This window comes from Psychrobacter pacificensis (assembly GCF_018336615.1).
Taxonomy (GTDB): Bacteria; Pseudomonadota; Gammaproteobacteria; order Pseudomonadales; family Moraxellaceae; genus Psychrobacter; species Psychrobacter pacificensis.
The window spans coordinates 1,023,207-1,045,984 of record NZ_CP048752.1 but is presented as its reverse complement, the minus strand read 5'-3'; the positions used below and the strand labels follow the sequence as shown (position 1 = coordinate 1,045,984).

Below are 22,778 nucleotides of genomic sequence, written 5' to 3'. Positions count from 1 at the left end.
CGCACCCCATTTTTTATATTATTTAATACAGACAATCAGCTCAAATGTGCTTTAAGCTCCAGCACTTTATCGCGGGTCTTCGCCGCCTCTTCAAATTTCAAATCACGCGACATTTGCTGCATTTGCTTCTCAAGACGTTTGATTTCTTTGGCCAATAAATCAGGACTACGCAAGATATTGATATCGACATCAGGCAAATTGCTCTTGACTGGGATAGCCTGATTGTCATTGGCATCTAGGCTTTCGCCTGTATCAATCTTATCAGTGATGCTACGGCGCGCGCCTTTTGGCGTAATATTATGCTCAAGGTTAAAAGCAATCTGTTTGTCGCGGCGACGTTCTGTCTCATCTATCGCCTTTTGCATACTTGGAGTAATGCTATCTGCATAGAGAATGGCCTTGCCGTTCAAATGACGTGCTGCACGACCAATGGTCTGAATAAGTGAACGCTCAGAACGCAAAAACCCTTCTTTATCTGCGTCGAATATCGCCACCAATGAGACCTCAGGCATATCCAAACCTTCGCGCAGCAAGTTAATGCCGACCAACACATCATACTTACCAGTACGTAGCTCATGAATGATCTCCATACGCTCTACCGTGTCGATATCTGAATGCAGATAAGCGACCTTGACACCATATTCTTTTAGATAGCTGGTCAAGTCCTCTGACATGCGCTTAGTCAGGGTGGTAATCAATACGCGCTCGTCTTTTTCACGGCGTTTGGTAATCTCAGACAGCACATCATCGACCTGTGTCAAGACCGGACGTATCTCGATCTCAGGATCAATCAGACCCGTTGGACGTACAACCTGCTCTACCACCTGCTCACTATGTTCAAGCTCATACAGCGCTGGCGTGGCACTGACATAAATGGTTTTGGGCTTAATGCGCTCCCATTCTTCAAACTTCATCGGGCGGTTGTTCATCGCACTTGGCAGACGAAAGCCATAGTTGACCAAGTTCTCTTTGCGTGATCTATCCCCTTTATACATTGCACCGATCTGAGAGACGGTCACGTGTGACTCGTCGATGAACAGCAGAGCATCTTCTGGAATGTAATCAAACAACGTCGGCGGCGCTTCCCCTGATGGACGACCAGAGAGATGCTGTGAGTAGTTTTCGATACCATTACAGTAGCCAAGCTGCTGAATCATCTCAAGATCATACTGGGTACGCTCTTTGAGACGCTGTGCTTCAATCAGCTTGTTGTTTTCGCGAAAATACTCCAAACGCGACTCAAGCTCAGCGCGTATGGTTTCACTGGCCGCTTCTAACTTATTGCGCGGCGTCACATAATGTGATTTTGGATAAATGGTAATACGCGGCACACTACGTACGGTCTTGCCCGTTAACGGATCAAACCACGTGATTTTCTCCACTTCATTGTCAAACAAATGCACACGTACCGCCAGTTGCTCAGACTCAGCAGGATAGATATCTAGCAGTTCACCACGCAAACGATAAGTACCACGGCCAAAATCTAACTCGTTACGGGTGTATTGCATTTCAACCAAACGCTTAATAGTTGCGGTACGGTCTATCTGATCACCAACCACCACATGCAATAGCATTTTTAAATAACTTTCTGGATCACCCAAGCCATAAATACACGATACCGATGCAACGATAATCGCATCACGACGCTCAAGTAGTGCACGAGTGGCAGACAAACGCATCTGATCAATGTGATCATTGATGGCGCTGTCCTTTTCGATAAAGGTATCGCTAGCAGCGACATAGGCCTCTGGCTGATAGTAGTCATAATAACTGACAAAATACTCAACCGCATTGTTTGGGAAAAACGACTTAAACTCGCCATATAGCTGCGCGGCAAGGGTCTTATTATGCGCCATGATGATGGTTGGGCGCTGACATTCAGAGATGACCTTAGCCATGGTATAAGTTTTACCAGAGCCCGTCACACCTAGCAATAGCTGTTCATCCATACCAGAGTCAATACCTTTGACCAGCTTTTCGATGGCTTGCGGCTGATCGCCTGCTGGCTCAAAATCGGTGACCATCTCAAAGGCACGGCTGGATATTTTCGTTCCAGACGCATTGACACCACTGATTTCAGCTTCGCCTTGGAGCTGAGCGGCCAATTGGTTTAACTGACGCGATGAGCGCGGTTCAGGCATTCTCATAGTAATTTTCTTCTTATTAAAGTTTATAACAATATGGAGTCTGAGCAGCGGTTTTTAAAGGCTTTTTAACGGATAATGACGAGTCTTATCTTATACATATTGCCATATCGCGCTACACAAAATATAAGTCTGTAAAGATACTATTTATCGATAAATAAACCTGCCGTTGTTATAAAAAACGCACATAGACTTTGATAAATTTACAAAGATTTTCACGGTTAACAAACCCGTTACACGACCACCTAACAAAGCCTAACACTGAGGGGTTCCAACATCGATTCAAGCTGCTATTATCGATCATGAATTAACAAGCAGGTGACTTATCAGCCGGCAGATAGAGATATTTCTGATATTTATTTTGGATTGATTGTCATCAGGTAAGAGTAAAAGACTAATAACAATACATTGAGATTTTCATTCAATATAATAATTTTAAATAAATAACGGAGTAAAATATGAGAGAACGTTACGCAAGTGGAATTTCAGACGATACCGCAAAAAAAATGATTGATTTGCTAAATGCTAACTTAGCAAACGTGATTGATCTAACCCTAGATGGCAAACAGTGTCATTGGAACCTACAAGGTACTGGTTTCATCGGTGTGCATCAGTTGTTAGACGAAACGTCAGATCGTATCCTTGAAGTATCAGATACTATTGCTGAGCGTATTGTGATTTTGGGTGGTCAACCAAACGGTCTGGCAAGTCGTGTGGTAAAAGAGTCTATTCTAGATGACTACCCAACTGATATTACTGAAGTAGATCAACACGTACGCGAGCTAACTAGCCGCTACAAAAAAGTAGCAGAGACATTAAGAGAAGCTATTGCTACTGCTGGCGACGCTGGTGATGAAGATACCGCTGACCTATTCACTGAAGCTAGTCGCATCGTCGATAAAGATGCTTGGTTCATCGGTGCGAATGCGCCAAAGAAATAAGTATCCGTGAATTAATGGGTATTTTAGACTCATAATTGCGAATAAAAAAAGCCGTCATTATTGACGGCTTTTTTGTGCCTTACACTTTTTTGTGTCTTACACAATGAATGACGTATCGAATATTTAACAATCTACCTGCTGCCAATAAATCCGTCCACTGTATTCTCTTTTATTGACTTGCTTTATAGCTCAAATATCTTCTAATTTCAGAATATCAGCATTCGGTGCCGATAGTGTCAAAATTGCCTCTTGGAATACAGGGTTATCTCGGAACAAGTTTTCAATCTCCTCAAACTTTTGAGCGACATGTTCTTCTTTCTGATTGCCTGCGATATCCACTGCGGCGACCATAAAGATCTTTTTAGGACCAACCCACTCTAGGTGTAGATAGGACACACTATCGATATCTGGATGATTGAGCAGTTCGCTCAACACATACTCGTGCATACGGTCAGTGACTCTATACCCCACCAAAAAATCACGGTTACGGCTAATCAAAAATATCGCGACCACCCCCAGTAATAAGCCTACAATGATAGAACCAAGCGCATCCCAATAAGCCTCTCCAGTATAGGCATGCATGCCCATAGCGGCGGCGGCAACCACCAAGCCAATAACGGCAGCTAAATCCTCAAAAAACACACCACGCAAAGTCGGATTAGAGGTATCTACCACATAGCCAAGCGCACTCACATCTAATGCTTCGCCGTGCTTTTTACTCTGTCTATAAGCCTGAACCAGCGAAAACCCCTCAAGCACAAAGGCGACTGCTAAAACGATAAAAGCAATCGTATAATTGGTCTCAGATTCAGTAGCGTTCCACTCCTTAATACCCGTATAAATAGACACAATCGAGCCTGCCGTAAATACACCAAAAGCAGCAATCATTGACCAGACATAGGATTCTTTGCCATAGCCTAATGGATGGCTCTTATCAGCAGGTTTAACAGATTTTTTTTCGGCGACAATGAGCAACGTACCATTGCACGCATCCGCCCATGAATGAGCTGCTTCAGCAATCATGGAAGCAGATCCTGTCAAAAAGGCAGCCACGGTTTTTGCAATCGCGATAATGACATTGGCACCAACGGCAATCAACACCGTAATGAGCGAGCCTGAGTGCTCATCGTTGGTTTCAGGACTTTGGTTAAGGGTATGCTTTAATTTAGGATCATTGAAGGTTGTCAGGTTGCCACCTCCACGCGCACGATGACTCGGCACTTTAGAAGAAGCTGACGAATGATGTTGGGGATTACCAACGGATGGCTTTAGACTCATACTAAACTCACTGGAATAACATGTTGATAGTGAATATATTCACCATGGACGAATGGCTTGAAATACCTATCAGCTTAAAGTAAGCGCTTTACAATATCAGTGTCTTTTTAGTGAGTCGTTGTAGCGTAAGGCCGTTATATCATCAACATCTGATAACCAGATCTAGTGACTCTATTTGGCAATATCTTCAGGCTCGCCAAAATTTTGATTCAAGCTTTCAATATCACAACTGGGACGATGTGCGCTTTCCATACGCAGTTTTTTTCGCTCTATCGCTGCATCTGCTCGGCATTGCTGTAATTTATTTTTGATGACAAGCGGAGGGACAGGAGTTGGCTTGCCATTATCATCGATAGCAACCATTGTAAAATAGCAGCTATTGGTATGGCGCACGGTACGAGCACGCACATCTTCTGCCTCAACACGAATGCCAATCTCCATTGAGGTATTTCCCACATGATTGACACTGGCTGCAAAGGTTACTAATTCGCCCACATAAATAGGCTCACGAAACATAACTTGGTCCACGGACAATGTCACGACATAGCTACCACTATAACGACTGGCACAAGCGTAAGCGACCTGATCGAGCATCTTTAGCAAATCACCGCCATGGACATTACCGATAAAATTTGCCATATCAGGCGTCATCAATATCGACATATATAGTTCATGATTCAGTGGGGCTTTTTTGGCAGTCGAGCTGGTATTGTATTGCGGCATAACGTTCCTTAAATGGTTTGACACTTATTTGTTGTGCCTACCATTTATACAGTAGGACACCAAATAGCGCAAACAGCCCTATGTCTCTAATCGGTCTAGGTTATGTAAATCAAAGCTATATAGGGCCAGCTTTTATGAATAAGGGCGATCTTGGTTAGCTCAACCAATGAAAACGATAAGCCAGCCAAGCGACAATCGCGCTGACTGACCCCGTTAAAACACCGCCCCATACAAAGTCAACGAGCGCTGTATCTAGCGTAAAGCCCTTATATAGTGCCAAGTTAGTAAAGTCATATGTACCGTAGGCCATTAGACCAATCAAACCACCAAGTAAGAAAATATGACCAACTGATGCACCTGCTTTGATTTGTGGATATAGAATCAATATGCAGAGTGCCAAGATATAAAACATATAAAAGATACCAGCTGCCATCATGTTAGGCTCATCCGCCAATAGATGACCGATGCGCGACTCATAAAAAGCCCCTTTCATGGTCGTCAGCCAAACAGCATCCACTCCTAGAAAGATAACCACCGCGGCAAGATAAATAAAAACGTAACCCATGATAATACCCCTTATAAAATGAATAAAAACGGATAAAACTTATAATGTCAGTCGTGGCTGAATAAAATCTAAAAATGCTAAAATACGCGATGATACGGCACTGTTTTTGTAATAGACCGCCTGTATGGATTCGCGATTGTTTGGTGTTACTATAGCCTCAGGCAACACCTCAACCAATCGTCCAGATTTCAAATCGTCACCAATCATAAAATTTGACAGTAAAGCGATACCTTGATGATTTAAACACAGCTGACGCAAAGTCTCGCCGCTACTGCCAGTCATATGAAAGTTCAGTTTCACTGGTGTTTTTAGTGGCCAGCTATTTAGCTTTGACGCATCGTTAAAGCCAATTAATTTATGAGTGCTTAAATCATTAATATGAGCTACTTCATTATGCTGATATAAATATTCAGGACTGACTACTAGCCGCAGCTGACTTTTACCCAATAGACGCGCATGCAAGTTTGAGTCTTTTAAATCGCCAATTCTGATAGCCAGATCCGTCTTATGCTCAAGCAAGTCGATGATATTGTCATGCGAGGTCAAATCAAGCGTAATATGCGGATACTGCTGCACAAACTCACCAACCAAAGGCGTCAGCTGATGCAATACAAACGGACTCGCAGCGTCAATTCGTAGATGCCCACTCGGCGCTTGTTTTAACAGCTTAATTGCCTCTTCACCGGTATATAACGTATTTAAACTCTCACGCGCATATCTAATAAAGACATGTCCTTCCTCCGTCAGCTCTAAGCGCCGTGTCGTTCTATTTAATAGCGTGCATTGCAGCGTATCTTCGAGTCTGGACACCGCACGAGACACTTTAGCGACTTGCTGATTCAGCAAGTTGGCAGCGCCAGTAAAACTGCCCGTATCCACTACGGTCAAAAATATCTCTATATCTTCTGTTTTAGCATGTCCCATCATCATGATGACCTTTACAAAATTAACAAAGGTATTTTGTCATTTGTGCTGTTTTTTGCAAACTATAAATCGGTCAAACTACGCGCATTATTTAATTATTAGGATGTCGTTATTCCACTCGCTTTATGGGCGCTTACTCTAAGCGCATTTGCAATTGGGACAACCGAATTTGTCATTGTTGGATTGGTACCAACTATTGCCACCGATTTGGGCGTGAGCTTGCCTTCAGCAGGGTTGCTCGTCAGCCTATATGCCGTTGGTGTCGCTATCGGTGCCCCTATCCTTACTGCACTCACTGGTCGCTGGAATCGTAAAATAGTACTGATGAGCCTAATGGGTCTGTTTGTCATCGGCAACTTGCTGGCTTGGCAAGCACCCAGTTATGAAACCTTAATACTTGCCCGTATCTTGACTGGTCTGGCACATGGTGTGTTTTTCTCTATTGGTTCCATGATAGCTACTAGCCTTGTCAGTAAAGAAAAAGAAGCCAGTGCAATTGCCATTATGTTTGCCGGACTCACTGTGGCGCTCGTCACTGGCGTCCCCCTTGGTACATGGATTGGACAGCATTTCGGTTGGCGCGCTACGTTTTTGGTCGTCTCAGCACTGGGTTTAATCGCTTTAATTGGTAGCGCGATATTAGTACCAAAAAACCTAAAAAAATCTATCCCTGCAACCTTCAAAGAGCAATTACAAGTCATTGTAAAACCGCAATTACTACTGGTCTATTTAATGACTATTCTCGGCTATGGCGGTACGTTTACGGCATTTACCTACCTAGCACCTATCTTAGAACAACAAACCAAATTTGCGCCATCAGCCATCGGTATTATCATGCTCGTATATGGCGTGTCCGTTGCTATCGGTAATATCTGGGGCGGCAAACTTGCAGATAAACGTGGCCCTATTAGTGCGCTTAGCATTATATTTAGCGCCTTAAGCATTATTCTTTTATTATTCACCTTTACTATGCAATCCAAGATCGCTGCTGTACTCACTATTTTGGTATGGGGTGCGTTTGCCTTTGGTAATGTACCGGGCCTACAAATCTACGTGGTCAAACAAGCTGAAAAATATACACCGAACGCTGTCGATGTCGCTTCTGGATTGAACATTGCTGCATTTAATATCGGTATTGCACTGGGCTCAGTCATCGGTGGTAGCGTGGTTGAAAATATGTCACTGCAAGATACAGCTTGGATCGGTGCTGTTATCTCTTTAATGGCATTAGCGGTAACACGCTATTCAGGTCTACTTGATAAGCGTGCCCTGCAAACATCATAGAACCTTTCAATGTAAAACTTTTCAATATACAACCTCTCAACATAAGGGTCTCAAACTGTCTATACAGTATGAGACCATATAAGTGTTATGAAAAAGCCGTATCTATATCACTTAACTTATACTGTCGCTGTGTTTGCCATATCTGCGTCATTAAAGGCCGTCTCATCGTTCGAAACCGTTTCGTTTTTTAAGACCGCACTTGGTAAATCGGAAAAATGCAGCGTGTCAATATTGTTAGGCTTCACCGCAGTGACTTGAACCACACCGATGGTACGCTCCAAGAATCCCCCTTCGCAGTAACAGAAATAAAACGCCCATAGGCGGATAAAGGCATCGTCATAGCCAAGCGCCTGAATCTCTGCACGCTGTGCCATAAATGCAGCACGCCAATCACGCAGCGTGTATGCATAATCAAAGCCATAATCATGTAGTTGCTTGATGACCATGTCCGTCTGCTCAGTAAACTGTGTCGTCAGCTCTTGATTGGATAGCAGACAGCCCCCTGGAAAAATATGCGTTTGGATAAAATCGACCGAATCGATATAGTCTTGATAATTCTGATCATTAAAAGTGATGGCCTGCAATACCATAAGACCTGTCGGTTTGAGCAAGCTATTACATTTAGCAAAGAACGTCGGTAAGTACTCATGTCCCACCGCCTCAATCATCTCGATACTGACTAGCTTGTCATATTGACCTGTCAACTCGCGGTAATCTTGTTTGAGTAGCGTGATCTTATCAGACAATCCTGCCGCTTCGACTCGTCGCTTCGCTTCATCATACTGAGCATCAGAGATAGTCGTGGTGGTCACATGGCAGCCATAATGAGTAGCTGCATAAATCGCAAAACCACCCCAGCCTGTACCAATCTCAATGACACTATCATCAGCACTCAGCTGTAAACGTTGGCATATGAGCGACAGTTTGTGCTGCTGAGCATCGCTAAGCGTCACGTCAGGCGTAGGATAGACTGCCGATGAGTACATCATCGTATCATCCAAAAAACGCTGATACATATCATTGCCCAAGTCATAATGCGCTAGGATATTGGATTTAGAACCAGATTTGTCATTACTACGTAGCTGATGCTTTGCTTTCTCAAATGCTTTACTAACGCCCGCAAAACGATTTTCTAATTTATTAAGCACTTCCAAATTACGCGCCGCCAAACGGATCAGGCCCGTCAAATCATCCGTGTCCCATTCGCCATCGATATACCTGTCTGCCAAAGCGATAGAGCCACCAAGCAGCAGTTGACGATAAACCGCACTATCATGAATCTCTAACGTGACGTTTAGAGAATGTCGACCTACTGCTGAACTACTTGCTACCTGAGGAGTGACTTTGCCAAAGCTAGTTGTCTTTGCTGTTTGCTCACCAAAGGTCTCAATCAAAGTAAGACTGCCAAACTGGATATGCTGTAATGCGCGAAATATAAGCTTTCTAGCTAAATGATTCATCCCATCGCTGACGGGTTGTAGTACGGCACTTTCGTTAACCACTTTACTCATGCGAGCGGTTAATTTCTCTAATTTTGTCACTGGTGCTCGGTCGGTCGGTCGTACTGACATCGTATGGTTGTCCTTGTCTAGGTTCTTTTGTTTTGAAATTGACTATATAAAATGTGTTGCTGATTTTTGGATTTCTAGATTATCAATCGTTTAAAGTTTCGCTTTTTAAAGAGGCAGATGTTTTCTGATTACTGTCGGCTAGCTTTTCATCATAATTGATATAAGGCACCTTTTTGATCGCATAGAGTTTAAAGGCTTGCCCATAAATACGTGCTAACGAGGTCATGTTCATCAGTGGGTTTTTTCGCAAGCTATTGCGAACGGTGGTTTCTGTCAGCGGCACCCCTGATATCTTTATACCCGTTTTTAGGACCTCACCGCGCTTATCACTGATATCAATAGCGATACGAACTTGCAAGCCTGTGCTTGGCTGCTTATCTACCGTATGTTGTTGTGTACGTTTTACCGTCACCTGCCAGCGGTATAGCTGATCGATAGGATTAAAAGGTGACACATGAAAGTCCTTGTCATGACAAAACTCAGTCTCTTCTCCTTCTAACAAAAACCCATAGTAATGACGCTTGTCCCAAGGTGTATTGGATACTTCAGCCAATAAGTGCGTCGGCGTCTGCTGCTCATTAAACCCTAAGTAAAAATTGACTGGGCTAAAATACATACCCGCATTACGGCATACGAGTAATCCCACCATATCTCCTGTAGGACTGCTACCTGCATGTTTGATAAATGCTTGGCTCAGACGCTGCTCTAGCGCTTGATTAGATGGTAAGTTGATATCAATATCTTTATTGTCACTTATGTTCTCATTGTCATTTAGGCTCTCATTGTCATTTAGGCTCTCATTACTACTTAGGCTATTGAAACCCTCTAGATAATCATTAGGGCAAAATTGTTGCAGCGCTTTTGTCTTAGCTGAAAATAAAGGCAATCCCTTTGCCAATAACTTCTTTGGTAATATCTTGCTCAGGTGTGATACGCCTAAAACCTTATGCTCACCAAAAGCTGCCGTGTCTATTTCTGGAAGATCCTGTCCTGCCGCCAATGCACTGATATTGATGCCCCAATAGCGATACGGATAAACAAAATTATTCACATTAGGTAGCAACCGACTATGCCATGTCGTGCCCTCAAGCAATTGATGCGCTAATGCAGTAGTATCACAAGCTAGCTCATGACGTAACATATCATTAGTAGGTTTGGTGGACACGGTCATAGACACTCTCTTCGGTAAAGGCACATGATGATAGAAAAATTTGCAATATTGCTCGCAAGGCTATTTGGCTTTACGGCGAGCAAATAAACCACGTTTTTTATTTTGGGAACTATCATGATCCTCACTCTGTAAGCGCTCAGCATAATCAACCAGCTCCTGGTTGGTGGTCGCAGTGTTAATCTGACGCTTATCAAGGGTGCGTGCTTTTGTGTCAGCTTTTACTGGCAAGTCTTTATAACGAAACGGCGTATGTGCGCTATCCGCATTAGGCAAATACGCTGGATCAACCTCGTCTTTTATATCCATATCATGACCGAGCGCCTGACACACACGTAGACCGCTGCGTACGCCATCTTCATGAAAGCCATTAAACCAATATGCTCCGCAAAAATGCGTATGCAACCCTGTGCCAGAGATACTTGACCATTTGGTTTGCGCCTCAATCATCTTTAGATCGAACACTGGATGGCTATAATCAATGCTTTTGACGATTTGCTGATCATCGACTTCATGGTTAAGCGTAACCAAATAATTATGCTTCTTGGTCAGACGCTGCAAGATATTCATATGATACGTTAGCACGGGTTTTGCAGGTGCTTGTGTATTTACGCTAGCTTGATTCTTGTCTGTCACATTGTCTGAAGTCTTTCTATCAATAAGGTAGTTCCAGCTTGCCCATGCCAGTGGCTTCTTGGGTAAGACGCTCGTATCGGTATGCAATATCGCCGTGTTTTCGGTGAAGCGGAAGTGACTCAGCACCTCAGTTTCAGTGGTACTGGCATCTGTTAGAATCTTCAGTGCGGTGTCTGCATGACAGGCAAAAACAACCTCGTCAAATACAAGGTTCTCGATGTTGTTAGCATTACCTTTGTTCTGAACCGTCAACAGCACTTTCTCACCATCACGTGTCACAGACTGTACTGGACTATTGACTCGCACTTTGCCACCCGCTTTGATAAAGCGTGGAATCAGTTTATTAACGTATAGTTTTGAGCCGCCTTTAATCGTGAACCACTGCGGACGATTGACCACATCGAGCAAGCCATGATTGTCAAAAAATTGCGCAAAAAACACCAGTGGGAAATCTTGCACCTCATCCAGACTGGTTGACCAAATGGCAGATACCATGGGCAGTAGATAGTTATCAGTAAACAGCTGACCATAGTTTTTTTGTGCTAGATAACCACCGAGTGTCTGCTCAGTAAATCCGCTAATGTCTTGCCCCGCAGCACGCGCACTATCATACTCTTGACGGAGCTGCTTAATGTGTTTATTAAACTGCAAGATATCTTTGATAAACTGCCAGAACTTTGGATTGAGTACGTTTTTGCGCTGCGATAATAAGGTGTTGAGCGTATGCCCATTGTATTCAAAACGACGTGCGGTATTTTTGACCGAAAAGCTCATATCCGTCGCCTGAAATGGCACTTGCAGATCGTGGAGCAAACGGAAGAAATTGGGATAAGTACGCTCATTAAAAACAATAAAACCGGTATCTATGGCGCTACTCTCTACGTTACTAGTCTTTGCTTTTTTGCCGTCCTGTAGTGCCACATCAATGGTATTTACATGCCCGCCGATATAATCATTGGCCTCAAAAACGGTCACCTCATGTTGCGCGCCTAAGTAATGCGCACAGGTCAGTCCTGACACACCCGAGCCAATAATGGCGATACGTTTTTGCGCTGCCTGATGGTCAGCATTTTTGGCATCATTGCTGTCCGTAGTTTTTTGGTTATTTGCACGCTTGAAACGAATAAACGGCATAAAAGCATTCCCTGTTATATTTTTGCGGTTGTTATCGTGGATGATCTGCTTATCAGTAAGTTATTTCTTATTGAGTTTCTCACTCACTTGCTGCCAGACCAAATCAGGCAATGTGCCCAATGCTTTTAGTGGCATCGTTAATTTTTTGGGGAACTCAATAACCTCGTGCCCGCTTTCTATGCCATCACGGATGGCTTGACTGGCCTGCTTTGGCGTCTGGATAAACGGCATAGGAAAATCATTTTGCTCAGTCATTGGCGTTTCAACAAAACCCGGTACGACCAAGCTCACCGACACATCGTGTGGTGCGAGGCTAATCTGTAATGTTTTCATCAGATAATGGATAGCAGCTTTTGAGCTACCATAAGCTTCAGCACGGGCAAACGGCACGTAAGCAGACGCTGAACCGATACCGACTAGTCGACCTTTAGACGCAATGAGCTTTGGCAATACGCCTTCGATGGCATGAGACAACGTACCCATATTGACTGACATCACTTTCATAAATACCTCGCTATCGAAGTTTGGCATATCTAAATACTCACACATGCCAGCACCGCAAATCGCCAAATCAATGGTGTCGACCTTTTCAAACGCTGCAATGACTTTTTCACGATCCATCAGGTCCAAATCAATCGTCTCTGCGCCGAGCGATTTTAGCTCAGCCAGCGCCTCGTCATCACGGCCGACAGCATACACGGTATGGCCCTCTAGCAGATAATCCTTGGTCAATTGATTGCCAATACCAGAGGTCGCACCAGTAATAAGAATGTGTTGTTTTTCAGCAGAATCTGTCATCGTGAATATCCTTTTTAAATGTTCTTATAATATGAAAAGCGTATCGCTCAACAAAGAGCTGAATAGAGCTGTTTTTAAATTCGGATGCAAGCTTTCATCTGAGCGTATTTGTGCTCTGTTATATGGCTTGTTTTTATTAACCTATACGCCATCTTATTTAACAAACCTAAATAGTTATAGTAGTCGGCTATAGGTTTATTGTTGTGTCTTCGCAATTGCCACAACGAAACCATCTTATCTTTGCTGTGGTCTTCATATTTATACAGTGAGTCATGCTAAAAGACAGTCTGCAATGTTTTGTTATCGGGGTAATAAGACAGCGCTATATCAGCATGCTACAATATTAAAATAGCCGCGCAGACATGGATGAGCGTCTCATTTATGATCGAATTGTGGCTATCTTCACGATAAAATGAGGTGATTGTCTAAACTGCCTGATATCTTGTCCTGATAGTGATAAAAGCGTTATATAATTAATATCGATTTTTACCAATCCCACTTCCATATAAAAAAGGATCTCTCATGAGCGAGTTGCAACTGTCTGACCGCGTCAATAGCATCAAACCCTCTCCTACGCTAGCGATTACCAATAAAGCAAAAGAACTAAAAGCAGCTGGCAAAGACATTATCGGTTTGGGTGCAGGCGAGCCTGATTTTGATACCCCTGACCACATCAAAAAAGCAGCAATCGATGCCATCAATAATGGCTTCACCAAATATACTGCTGTTGATGGTACGCCAGAGCTAAAAACCGCCATCATAGAGAAATTCAAGCGTGACAATGACATCAGCTACGAGCCAAACGAAATCCTAGTATCGGTCGGTGGTAAGCAGTCATTCTTTAACCTTGCCCAAGCGTTTATCAATCCTGGCGACGAAGTCATCATCCCAGCACCATACTGGGTGAGCTATCCTGATATGGTTATCATCGCAGAAGGCGTACCAGTCATCGTAAAATGCCCCGCTGAGCAAGATTTCAAAATCACCGCTGAGCAGCTAGAAGACGCCATCACTGAAAAAACCAAACTGTTGGTATTGAACAGCCCTTCTAACCCGACTGGTATGATTTATACCTTGGATGAGCTAAAAGCCATCGCTGAAGTATTGAAAAAGCATCCACACGTGTATGTGGCATCAGACGACATGTACGAGCACATCCGCTGGACGGGTGATAAGTTCTACAATATCCTCAATGCCGCGCCTGAGCTAAAAGACCGTGCCATTATCCTAAACGGTGTGTCTAAAGCCTATGCGATGACAGGCTGGCGTATTGGCTATGCTGGTGGCCCTGCCAAACTCATCGGCGCGATGAAAAAAGTACAGTCACAGTCTACTTCATGCCCAACCTCCATCAGCCAAGTGGCTGCAGAAGCAGCCATCAGTGGCGATCAGAGCGTACTTGAGCCAATGGTAGCGGCATTTGAGAAGCGCTGCGACCTAGTCGTTAATGGTCTAAACGCCATCAAAGGGATCACTTGCTTGCGCCCTGACGGTGCGTTCTACGTGTATCCTGAAATCAAGCCACTCATCAAAGCCGCTGGCCTATCATCATGTACTGAGTTTTCAGCATGGTTACTAGAAAAAGTCGGTGTCGCGGTCGTACCTGGTGATGCTTTCGGTCTTGGTGGCTATATGCGTATCTCTTACGCGACTGATGAAGCCACATTGCAAGATGCCTTGTCACGTATCGAAAAAGCCATTGCTGACTTGGACGTTGCCGAATAAGTCACAAAGCATCGTTAGCCTTACAAGTGCTTTAACAAAAAAGACGCCGCGTCGTTTCTATGCGGCGTCTTTTTTATGGTTGTTTTTGCTATTTATCCGTAAAAGCCCTCTCCCTCATCATTAAAGTGATATTTTTTACGAGTTATGAAAAAAAACGCTTGACGTATTTTTTATCTTTGCTAGAATACGCCCCACTTAGCAAGAACTCGTTAGAGACTTCTAAGGCTCGTTGTAAGCGATTAGTTACTTACAACCTATTCTCCAATAGCTCAGTTGGTAGAGCAACGGACTGTTAATCCGTGTGTCCCTGGTTCGAGCCCAGGTTGGAGAGCCACATTTTAGTAGTAAACCTTTTGAGTCACTATAGATTCAATTATGGCATTTGCCAAAACCCCCATCAGTTTGATGGGGGTTTTTTTATGGCTTGTATTTGAAAGCAACTCTGCACTGACTCTACTGTCTTAATTAGCTTGGCAGCATAGGCAGCCAAACAACCAAGGCCAAAAGCGTCACTAGTAACACAGGAGGCGTAATCAGCAGGCCTATTTTTATATATTGTCCCCAGCTAATTTTGTAGTTTTTTTCTGCCAATACATGCAACCATAATAACGTCGCAAGACTGCCAATCGGTGTAAACTTAGGGCCCAAATCGTTGCCGATTACATTGGCATAAATCATCAGTTCTCGCGTCGCAGCGGGCACTTGCGCCTGATCAATCGCGAGCGCACCGACCAAAGTCGCTGGCATATTATTCATGATAGACGCGACAATGGCAGATAAAAACCCAGTCCCTACTGTGGCAATGACTGCGCCCTGCCCTCCTAGCCAGTTAAGCACGCGCGCGCCATAGGCGGTAAGACCTGCATTGCCCAAGCCATACACCACCAAATACATACCAATCGAAAACAGGACGATTTGCCAAGGAGCTTTGCGTACGACATCACTGACAGAAATCACCGCGCCGCGTCCGCCTTGCCACAAACGACCAGCGATGGCCATTAGCAACAATGCGATAGCGCCAGTGACAAGTGAAATAGGTAACCCTAGCGGCTCGGTCGCAAAATAAGCAACCAGTAGCAAACCCAACAATGGAAAAGCGGCGCGAAAGACCAATGGATCGGTAATAGCGGATGCAGGGGCACTTAGATTATCGACTGGATAGTGCTTAGGAATATGACGGGCATAGACCATCCACAATACCAGTAGCGTCGCCAATACGGACACAATATTCACGGGCACCATAACTGCCGCATAACGCCCAAAACCAATATCAAAATAATTGGCGCTAACGATATTAACTAAATTTGAGGTGACCAAGGGCAGACTTGCTGTATCAGCGATAAAACCCGTCGCGATGATAAAAGCTAAAGCGGAAGGTGGTGCAAAATTTAGGCGCAGCAAGATCGCAATCACAATGGGCGTCAGTAATAGCGCCGCCCCATCATTGGCAAAAAACGCAGAAATAAACGCACCCAATATAACAATCATCGGAAACAGCAGTCGCCCTTGCCCATTGCCAAGGCGTGCCACATGCAGCGCTGCCCAACCAAAAAATCCTGCTCTATCCAAGATAAGCGAGATGATGATCAGCGCCACAAAAGTAAAGGTCGCATCCCAAACAATATCCCACACGATACCGACATCTGATAGCTGCACGACGCCAAGCGCTAACGCGACCAAGGCGCCGCCCATCGCACTCCAACCGATACCCAACCCTTTCGGTTGCCATATTACCAGCACCAGAGTGACAACAAAAATAGCGAACGCAAGCATGGCACAGCCTTACTTAAATAATAATGTTAATGTGATTGTATTGGGGTAACAGTCTTAGCGTATCCGTATCAAAGCGACTTTTGATTGACGCGGTTCGATACTTCTTCAGCGCTCTCGACGCGTTCTGAATAGCGATCGGTAAGATACGCTGAGCGTCCGCGGGTAAGCCAAGTAAATTTCACCAACTCTTCGCAGACATCGACAAGACGCAGATATAACGGCGACATATCCATGCGATTGTTATCGTTAAATTCTAAAAAGGCTTTGGGTATAGAGGACTGATTAGGGATAGTGATCATCCGCATCCAACGTCCAAGAATACGCATCTGATTGACCGTATTAAAGCTTTGACTGCCGCCACTGACTTGCATTAGTGCTAAGGTTTTACCCTGTGTTGGACGCACGCCACCCAAAGACAGCGGAATCCAATCGATTTGCGCTTTCATGATACTGGTGATACTGCCATGACGCTCTGGACTCACCCAAAGCATCCCTTCTGACCACTGCGCCAACTCTCGTAGCTCTTGCACTTTTGGATGATCTGAATCTACATCGTCAGGCAGTGGCAAGCCTGATGGGTCAAACATCCGCACCTCACAACCATACCAGCGTAACAGTCGGCTCGACTCTTCCGCGGCCAATCTAGAGAATGAGCGCGCGCGGACAGAGCCGTACAACACCAATATTTTGGGCGCATGACGTGGGTCATTAGGCGCGATCAACGACTCAATGTCGATTGGTTGAATATTGTCGACATCGATATTGGGTAAATCGTCAAAGCTAGAATTTGCTGAAGCAGTAGACTCCGTTATTGATGCTGGTTCGGCCTTAGTGTTTGCCATGATAAATGACCTCTCCATCTTCTTTTGTGAAGCTACTGACAGGGTTTGCTAGCAGTTCAAACACGCGCTCTGAAGGACGACATAAGGCCGCACCTTTATCAGTCACCACGATCGGACGATTGATCAAAATAGGATGCGCGATCATGGCATCGATGATGTGATCATCAGAGAGCTCAGGGTTGTCTAGGCCAAGCTCATCATTAACCACCTCTTTACTTCTTAGCAACTCTCTTGGAGAGATTTGCATTTGGGCTAATAACTCAACTAAGCGTGCTCGTGTTGGTGGGTTTTTTAGATATTCCACCACTTCTGGCGTCTCTCCTGATGCTTTCATAATGGCAAGTGTGTTGCGAGAGGTTCCACAATTAGGGTTATGCAAAATTAAAGGTTTCATCGTCATCTTACCTATTTTATCAGTATGTTTATTGAATCGATTATTGGTTTAATGATTATCTTGCTCAGCAGACTCATTTACCCTGCATCCACTTAAACTGTCGATGAGTGAGGCACACAATTCTGGATGGCCTGCACAGCAGTCTTGTAATAAAAATTGAATGACGCTATCCATATGTGAGAGCGACGCCCGATAGATAATTTGCCGACTCTGTCGCTGTGAGACCACCCACCCTGCTCTTGACAGCACTGCTAGATGCGCCGACATGGTATTGTGCGGCACAGAGAGCTGACGGGCTACCTCACCCGCAGGGAGTCCTTCAGGCTCGTGGCTGACCAGCAACCTAAAAGCCTTTAGACGAGTGTCTTGAGAAAGTGCTGCAAAGCTTGCAGTAGCATTAGTTATTTCCATATGTCCAATAATATAGACATATGGAAATAATTCAATGATTTTTGGATGAAATTTTTTCTTTTGGAAGTATCAAAGAACACTCACTATCGTTCAATGAGCCAAACTACTTCTAGCACTAGTGGCTATTATCCTTGGGAGTAATACTGGATAAATTGATTGTATTTGTATTTATAGTTACAGCTTATGGGTTATAACAAGCGCGGTATTACCTAACGCTATAACTTACCGCTGATTTGATAGGTTGTATACTCGACCGACATGAATCAAGCTGATCAGCTTGATCAGTGGCTTTATAAGTAGCTGTGCACTACCAAGAATAAACAGCCACGTCCCATCTGTGGTGAGCGACTCTTTTAAAAAGAAAGACCTACCAATCAAAAACTAAATAGCGATAAGTAAATCATTGACTGCGCCCAACGCATCGTAACGTCGCTGTATCACAATATGATCTTGTCCAACCCCTAAATCTAGCTTTTTACTATCACTCAAAATGCATCCCTTATATATCTATATTTATTAGGCAAACAGATATATCAGGCTGCAAATGCCGCTGTCAACAGAAGGCGCTGTAAGGCGTACGAAAATAAAGAGATTAATACCTGCTATGGCTTATTTATCCAATAATTTTAAGACTAATTTTTACTTATATTACATATTACTGAAAATAGTGGCAAAAAGGATTTTCGATTGATGATCGTGCTATCGTGGGTGGCTCATCTGCAATATACCAAAATATGATGACATTAAGCAAAAACACCTAAACACAAAAAAACCCCAAGTAAACTAATACTTGAGGCGAAACTTGCTTAAACTTTACAGTCTAAATTCGTTTTAAATATGGCGCAGCGGACGGGACTCGAACCCGCGACCCCCGGCGTGACAGGCCGGTATTCTAACCAACTGAACTACCGCTGCTTAGGTCGTCTTAGCTTCTTGCTCTTATTTAAAGAGCCCACTTGCTAAAAAGTGGTGGGTGATGACGGATTCGAACCGCCGACATTCTGCGTGTAAGGCAGACGCTCTACCAACTGAGCTAATCACCCTGAGAACCGTTAAAAAATTGCACTGCAATTTTAGGTTCGCAAGAGAAAATTCCTTAAAGGGAATTTTCTGAAGCTTTTAAAGCAATCAAGCTTTTCAACTTCTAAAGCTATCATCAGCTGTCACACTCAATGTTAACTTAATCAGCTGGGCTTATCTAAGTAAGTCCTCTTGCTGTGGGTGTGTATTATATAGATTTACACTTGGCTGTCAAACGCTATTTTTCAATTTTTTAAATATTTTTCAATTTTATATCGAAATTTTTAGCAAGCATATGTTTTTATTGATTTTATATTTTCATAAAAAATCATTTTTTTTAGACTCGATACTTACTTATTGGTTAATGCTTGCTCAATGTCTTTTTTGATGGCATCTGGCTTGGTCGTTGGCGCATAACGATCGATGACCTGCCCTTTGCTATCGATTAAAAACTTGGTGAAATTCCATTTGATGCCATCTGTCAGTAGGCCACCTTTTTGGTCTTTAAGCCAGTCATAGATAGGATGAGCGTCTGCACCATTGACATCAATTTTCGCCATCATAGGAAAGCTGACACCATAGTTTTTTTGACAAAACGCGCCGATCTCGTCATTGCTACCGGGATCTTGGCTGCCAAATTGATTACAAGGAAAGCCGATAACGACTAGCCCTTGATCTTTGTATTGTTGATATAACGATTCTAACCCTTCGAACTGCGGAGTGAATCCACATTTGCTTGCCGTATTAACGATTAGCAATACTTTATCTTTATACTCAGAAAACGCTTGCGAGCTGCCGTCCATACGCTCAGCGGTGAAGTCATAAATAGTACTCATCATCTATCCTTAAATTGAGAATTTTATTATTTGTTTCAATAACGCCGTTTTCTTTATCACATGAATATTAGAAACCCTTGAAAAGGAAGCACTCTGTACTTCCCCTCTCACACTTCTAAAATCAGATAAAGGACTTACTTCTCAGATTTATCCAAATCAATAGATACTGAGTTGATACAATAGCGCATACCTGTCGTCTCACGTGGACCATCAGGGAACACGTGCCCTAAATGTGCACCGCAGTTGCTACAGGTGACTTCGGTACGAATCATACCCAATGAGTTGTCAACATGCTCGTCTATCGCGCTGTTATCAATCCCTTGATCGAAACTTGGCCAACCACAACCCGCATCAAACTTGTTGCTTGAATCAAACAAACTGGCACCGCAGCCTTTGCAGCGATAAACACCATCATCAGTTGCATCGTTATAAACGCCTGTAAATGGACGCTCTGTGCCCTTTTCACGCATCACATGATACTCGTCAGCGCTCAAACGCTCTTTCCAGTCAGCTTCGGTCAATTGGCTGATTTCTTCTTTACTCAATTGATTGTCTTGCATAATGTACCCTTATTCGATTATTTATTATTGATAACTATTTTATCGCCATATTATTATAAAAACGATGAGTTATATGTGAAGGTTCACAACTCACTATTCAAGGCATATTTAAAAAGAGTACTGCCAACGCTATGTGATTTACAGTGCTTTGGGCAGCACCCTTTGAATAAAATACAGTCAATAATATTCGCTTATCTATAGATGTGAGCAAGATATGAGCATCCAGGAAAGGGGAAAAGACACAATATTGCAAGTTATTCTTGCATTTTATAAAAAGCGTTTCTATCTCTTGCAATATGTTTTGCAATGCAATAATATCTTGCATTGGTAAGTTATGAAAACAATATTCAATTTTGTATCATCTATACACGTTCACTGATTGATAAAGGCTCAAATAACAATGTCCGATAGCAATAGTAAAAGCACGCAAGCAGAGCGGCTAGTACAGCTACGCCGAGACAAAGGATTTACCGCAGAGCAGCTAGCACAGGCAATGACAGCCGCTGGTGCAAAGGTCAGTCGCGGCGCTATCTCCAACTGGGAGCGCGGCACTAATGGTATTGTCTCATCCAAGCTACCGACACTGGCTCGTATTTTAGGTTGTAGCGAAGGCTATCTCTTGCGCGGTGATCTTCAAAGTGAAGATACTAATATGTTTTTATCCGAAGACAACTATTTATCTCAAAGTATGGATTTAGAGACAGCTCCCGCTTCAGCTAGCTCATCAGACAATGGGGCAGCTAAGACTCAGCTTGAGACTTTTCCCGACACCGATAAACATTCACAAACCTACCCGACAAAGGGTCACGCTATGAACACCATAAAAAAATCCGATAAATTACAAAACGTCTGCTACGACATTCGCGGCCCCCTACTCCAAACTGCCAATAGAATGGAAGCAGAGGGTAAGCGCATACTGAAGCTAAATGTAGGCAATCCAGCGCCGTTTGGTTTAGAAGCGCCTCATGAAATCTTGCGTGACGTGGCAATGAATTTATCTGAGGCAACGGGTTATTCGGACTCACAAGGGATTTTTTCGGCGCGCAAAGCCATTTTGCAATATTACCAGTCTAAAGGCCTCTTATCAGCAGTTGATGTGCGTGACGTCTATCTGGGTAATGGTGTCTCTGAGTTGATTGTGATGACCATGCAAGCATTAATGAACGATGGCGATGAAGTGCTGATTCCGATGCCAGATTACCCACTTTGGACAGCAGCGGCTAACCTCGCTGGCGGCACCGCTGTGCATTATCGCTGTAATGAAGCGGACAACTGGCATCCTGATGTTGAGGATATTAAATCTAAAATCACTAGCAAAACAAAGGGCATCGTGGTTATCAACCCCAATAACCCGACAGGCTCCCTTTATAGCGATGAGTTATTAAAACAAATTATCGAAGTTGCTAAAGAGCACAACTTAATCATCATGGCGGACGAGATTTACGATCGTATTCTCTATGATGATAATGTACATACACCGATGAGCACCTTGACCGATGAAGTACTGGTACTCTCATACAATGGCTTGTCAAAATCACACCGTATTGCCGGATTTCGCTCAGGCTGGATGATGGTGTCTGGACGCAAGCAACACGCGACTGACTTTATTGAAGGCTTGGATATGCTGGCATCCATGCGCCTTTGCTCGAATGTTCAAGGACAGTATGCCATCCAAACAGCGATGGGCGGTCATCAGAGTATGCAAGACTTGACCTCCGAAACAGGTCGCCTATATAAACAGCGCGAAATGGCGGTTTCACGTCTCAATGCGATTAAAGGCATTTCTTGTACCATGCCGCAAGGTGCGTTTTACTGTTTTCCAAAAATGGATCCAGAGGTTTACCCTATCACGGATGATATGGACTTTATGATGGACTTACTCGTCGAAGAAAACGTGTTGATGGTGCAAGGCACAGGCTTCAACTGGGACAAACCCGATCATTTTCGTTTGGTCTTTTTGCCTAACTTGCTTGATTTAGAAAATGCGATGGATAGATTGGACCGATTTTTTGCAAAAAAACGCCAGCAGTTTGGCACTGAGTAAATATTCA

20 protein-coding genes and 3 tRNA genes are annotated in these 22,778 nt (G+C 43.7%); 5 read left to right on the top strand and 18 right to left on the bottom strand.

Going from position 1 to position 22,778, the window contains the following annotated elements; genetic code table 11:
* Positions 1 to 35 precede the first annotated feature (35 nt).
* Positions 36 to 2,147 (bottom strand): excinuclease ABC subunit UvrB, encoded by a 2,112-nt coding sequence (gene uvrB / locus GYK50_RS04535; RefSeq protein ID WP_186474183.1) that lies wholly within the window; start codon positions 2,145 to 2,147, stop codon positions 36 to 38.
* 455 nt (positions 2,148 to 2,602) lie between these two features.
* Here uvrB and dps point away from each other — a divergent pair, with 455 nt between their 5' ends.
* On the top strand, positions 2,603 to 3,085 hold the full coding sequence (gene dps / locus GYK50_RS04530) for a DNA starvation/stationary phase protection protein Dps (RefSeq protein ID WP_071001938.1): 483 nt from the start codon (positions 2,603 to 2,605) through the stop codon (positions 3,083 to 3,085).
* A 189-nt stretch (positions 3,086 to 3,274) separates the two neighbouring features.
* On the opposite strand, the gene GYK50_RS04525 is transcribed toward dps, so the two are convergent.
* From GYK50_RS04525 to GYK50_RS04510, 4 genes are all read right to left on the bottom strand, one after another.
* The gene (locus GYK50_RS04525) at positions 3,275 to 4,363 is read right to left on the bottom strand and encodes a cation diffusion facilitator family transporter (RefSeq protein ID WP_083328842.1); all 1,089 of its coding nucleotides are present in this window, start codon (positions 4,361 to 4,363) and stop codon (positions 3,275 to 3,277) included.
* A gap of 171 nt (positions 4,364 to 4,534) precedes the next feature.
* The gene (locus GYK50_RS04520; protein ID WP_071001939.1) at positions 4,535 to 5,086 is read right to left on the bottom strand and encodes an acyl-CoA thioesterase; all 552 of its coding nucleotides are present in this window, start codon (positions 5,084 to 5,086) and stop codon (positions 4,535 to 4,537) included.
* Between the two features lie 154 nt (positions 5,087 to 5,240).
* A complete protein-coding gene (locus GYK50_RS04515; protein WP_071001940.1) occupies positions 5,241 to 5,651 on the bottom strand; it encodes a DUF2177 family protein in 411 nt (136 codons plus the stop codon).
* A gap of 39 nt (positions 5,652 to 5,690) precedes the next feature.
* The gene (locus GYK50_RS04510) at positions 5,691 to 6,578 is read right to left on the bottom strand and encodes a LysR family transcriptional regulator (protein WP_071001941.1); all 888 of its coding nucleotides are present in this window, start codon (positions 6,576 to 6,578) and stop codon (positions 5,691 to 5,693) included.
* A 108-nt stretch (positions 6,579 to 6,686) separates the two neighbouring features.
* On the opposite strand from GYK50_RS04510, the gene GYK50_RS04505 reads away from it, so the two are divergent.
* Positions 6,687 to 7,859 (top strand): MFS transporter, encoded by a 1,173-nt coding sequence (locus tag GYK50_RS04505; RefSeq protein ID WP_071001942.1) that lies wholly within the window; start codon positions 6,687 to 6,689, stop codon positions 7,857 to 7,859.
* Positions 7,860 to 7,975: 116 nt separating this feature from the next.
* Here the strand turns inward: GYK50_RS04505 and GYK50_RS04500 are convergent, their stop codons facing one another.
* From GYK50_RS04500 to GYK50_RS04485, 4 genes are all read right to left on the bottom strand, one after another.
* A complete protein-coding gene (locus tag GYK50_RS04500) occupies positions 7,976 to 9,430 on the bottom strand; it encodes an SAM-dependent methyltransferase (protein WP_083328843.1) in 1,455 nt (484 codons plus the stop codon).
* Positions 9,431 to 9,512: 82 nt separating this feature from the next.
* Positions 9,513 to 10,601 (bottom strand): DUF1365 domain-containing protein, encoded by a 1,089-nt coding sequence (locus GYK50_RS04495; protein WP_212564348.1) that lies wholly within the window; start codon positions 10,599 to 10,601, stop codon positions 9,513 to 9,515.
* 60 nt (positions 10,602 to 10,661) lie between these two features.
* Entirely contained in the window at positions 10,662 to 12,368 is a 1,707-nt protein-coding gene (locus GYK50_RS04490; RefSeq protein WP_212564347.1) for an FAD-dependent oxidoreductase, read from the bottom strand.
* Positions 12,369 to 12,428: 60 nt separating this feature from the next.
* Positions 12,429 to 13,166, bottom strand: a complete 738-nt coding sequence (locus GYK50_RS04485; protein WP_093068775.1) for an SDR family NAD(P)-dependent oxidoreductase — start codon at positions 13,164 to 13,166, stop codon at positions 12,429 to 12,431.
* A gap of 522 nt (positions 13,167 to 13,688) precedes the next feature.
* Here GYK50_RS04485 and GYK50_RS04480 point away from each other — a divergent pair.
* Both GYK50_RS04480 and GYK50_RS04475 read left to right on the top strand, forming a co-directional pair.
* Complete coding sequence (locus GYK50_RS04480; RefSeq protein WP_071001946.1) at positions 13,689 to 14,891, top strand: pyridoxal phosphate-dependent aminotransferase; 1,203 nt, start codon at positions 13,689 to 13,691, stop codon at positions 14,889 to 14,891.
* Between the two features lie 258 nt (positions 14,892 to 15,149).
* Positions 15,150 to 15,225 (top strand) — tRNA-Asn (locus tag GYK50_RS04475).
* A gap of 131 nt (positions 15,226 to 15,356) precedes the next feature.
* On the opposite strand, the gene GYK50_RS04470 is transcribed toward GYK50_RS04475, so the two are convergent.
* The 9 genes from GYK50_RS04470 to msrB all read right to left on the bottom strand — a co-directional run bounded on the left by GYK50_RS04470 (position 15,357) and on the right by msrB (position 20,727).
* Positions 15,357 to 16,664: an arsenic transporter gene (locus GYK50_RS04470; protein WP_071001947.1), complete on the bottom strand. Its 1,308-nt coding sequence runs from the start codon at positions 16,662 to 16,664 to the stop codon at positions 15,357 to 15,359.
* A gap of 68 nt (positions 16,665 to 16,732) precedes the next feature.
* Positions 16,733 to 17,506 (bottom strand): arsenical resistance protein ArsH, encoded by a 774-nt coding sequence (arsH, locus tag GYK50_RS04465; RefSeq protein ID WP_223333026.1) that lies wholly within the window; start codon positions 17,504 to 17,506, stop codon positions 16,733 to 16,735.
* Positions 17,493 to 17,900, bottom strand: coding sequence for an arsenate reductase (glutaredoxin) (arsC, locus tag GYK50_RS04460; RefSeq protein WP_093068772.1), 408 nt, complete (start codon positions 17,898 to 17,900; stop codon positions 17,493 to 17,495). The genes arsH and arsC overlap by 14 nt, the downstream gene beginning before the upstream one ends.
* Positions 17,901 to 17,948: 48 nt before the next feature.
* Positions 17,949 to 18,311, bottom strand: coding sequence for an ArsR/SmtB family transcription factor (locus GYK50_RS04455; protein WP_093068769.1), 363 nt, complete (start codon positions 18,309 to 18,311; stop codon positions 17,949 to 17,951).
* Positions 18,312 to 18,533: 222 nt separating this feature from the next.
* On the bottom strand, positions 18,534 to 18,689 hold the full coding sequence (locus tag GYK50_RS04450; RefSeq protein ID WP_197496725.1) for a YrhK family protein: 156 nt from the start codon (positions 18,687 to 18,689) through the stop codon (positions 18,534 to 18,536).
* A 460-nt stretch (positions 18,690 to 19,149) separates the two neighbouring features.
* Positions 19,150 to 19,226 (bottom strand) — tRNA-Asp (locus GYK50_RS04445).
* A 52-nt stretch (positions 19,227 to 19,278) separates the two neighbouring features.
* A tRNA-Val gene (locus GYK50_RS04440) sits at positions 19,279 to 19,354 on the bottom strand.
* A gap of 327 nt (positions 19,355 to 19,681) precedes the next feature.
* Positions 19,682 to 20,167: a glutathione peroxidase gene (locus GYK50_RS04435; RefSeq protein WP_071001950.1), complete on the bottom strand. Its 486-nt coding sequence runs from the start codon at positions 20,165 to 20,167 to the stop codon at positions 19,682 to 19,684.
* Positions 20,168 to 20,301: 134 nt separating this feature from the next.
* Positions 20,302 to 20,727 (bottom strand): peptide-methionine (R)-S-oxide reductase MsrB, encoded by a 426-nt coding sequence (msrB, locus tag GYK50_RS04430; RefSeq protein ID WP_058025889.1) that lies wholly within the window; start codon positions 20,725 to 20,727, stop codon positions 20,302 to 20,304.
* A gap of 400 nt (positions 20,728 to 21,127) precedes the next feature.
* On the opposite strand from msrB, the gene GYK50_RS04425 reads away from it, so the two are divergent.
* Positions 21,128 to 22,771 carry an aminotransferase class I/II-fold pyridoxal phosphate-dependent enzyme gene (locus GYK50_RS04425; RefSeq protein WP_212564346.1) on the top strand — a complete coding sequence of 548 codons (1,644 nt, stop codon included), beginning with the start codon at positions 21,128 to 21,130 and terminating at the stop codon, positions 22,769 to 22,771.
* The last annotated feature ends 7 nt before the right edge of the window (positions 22,772 to 22,778 follow it).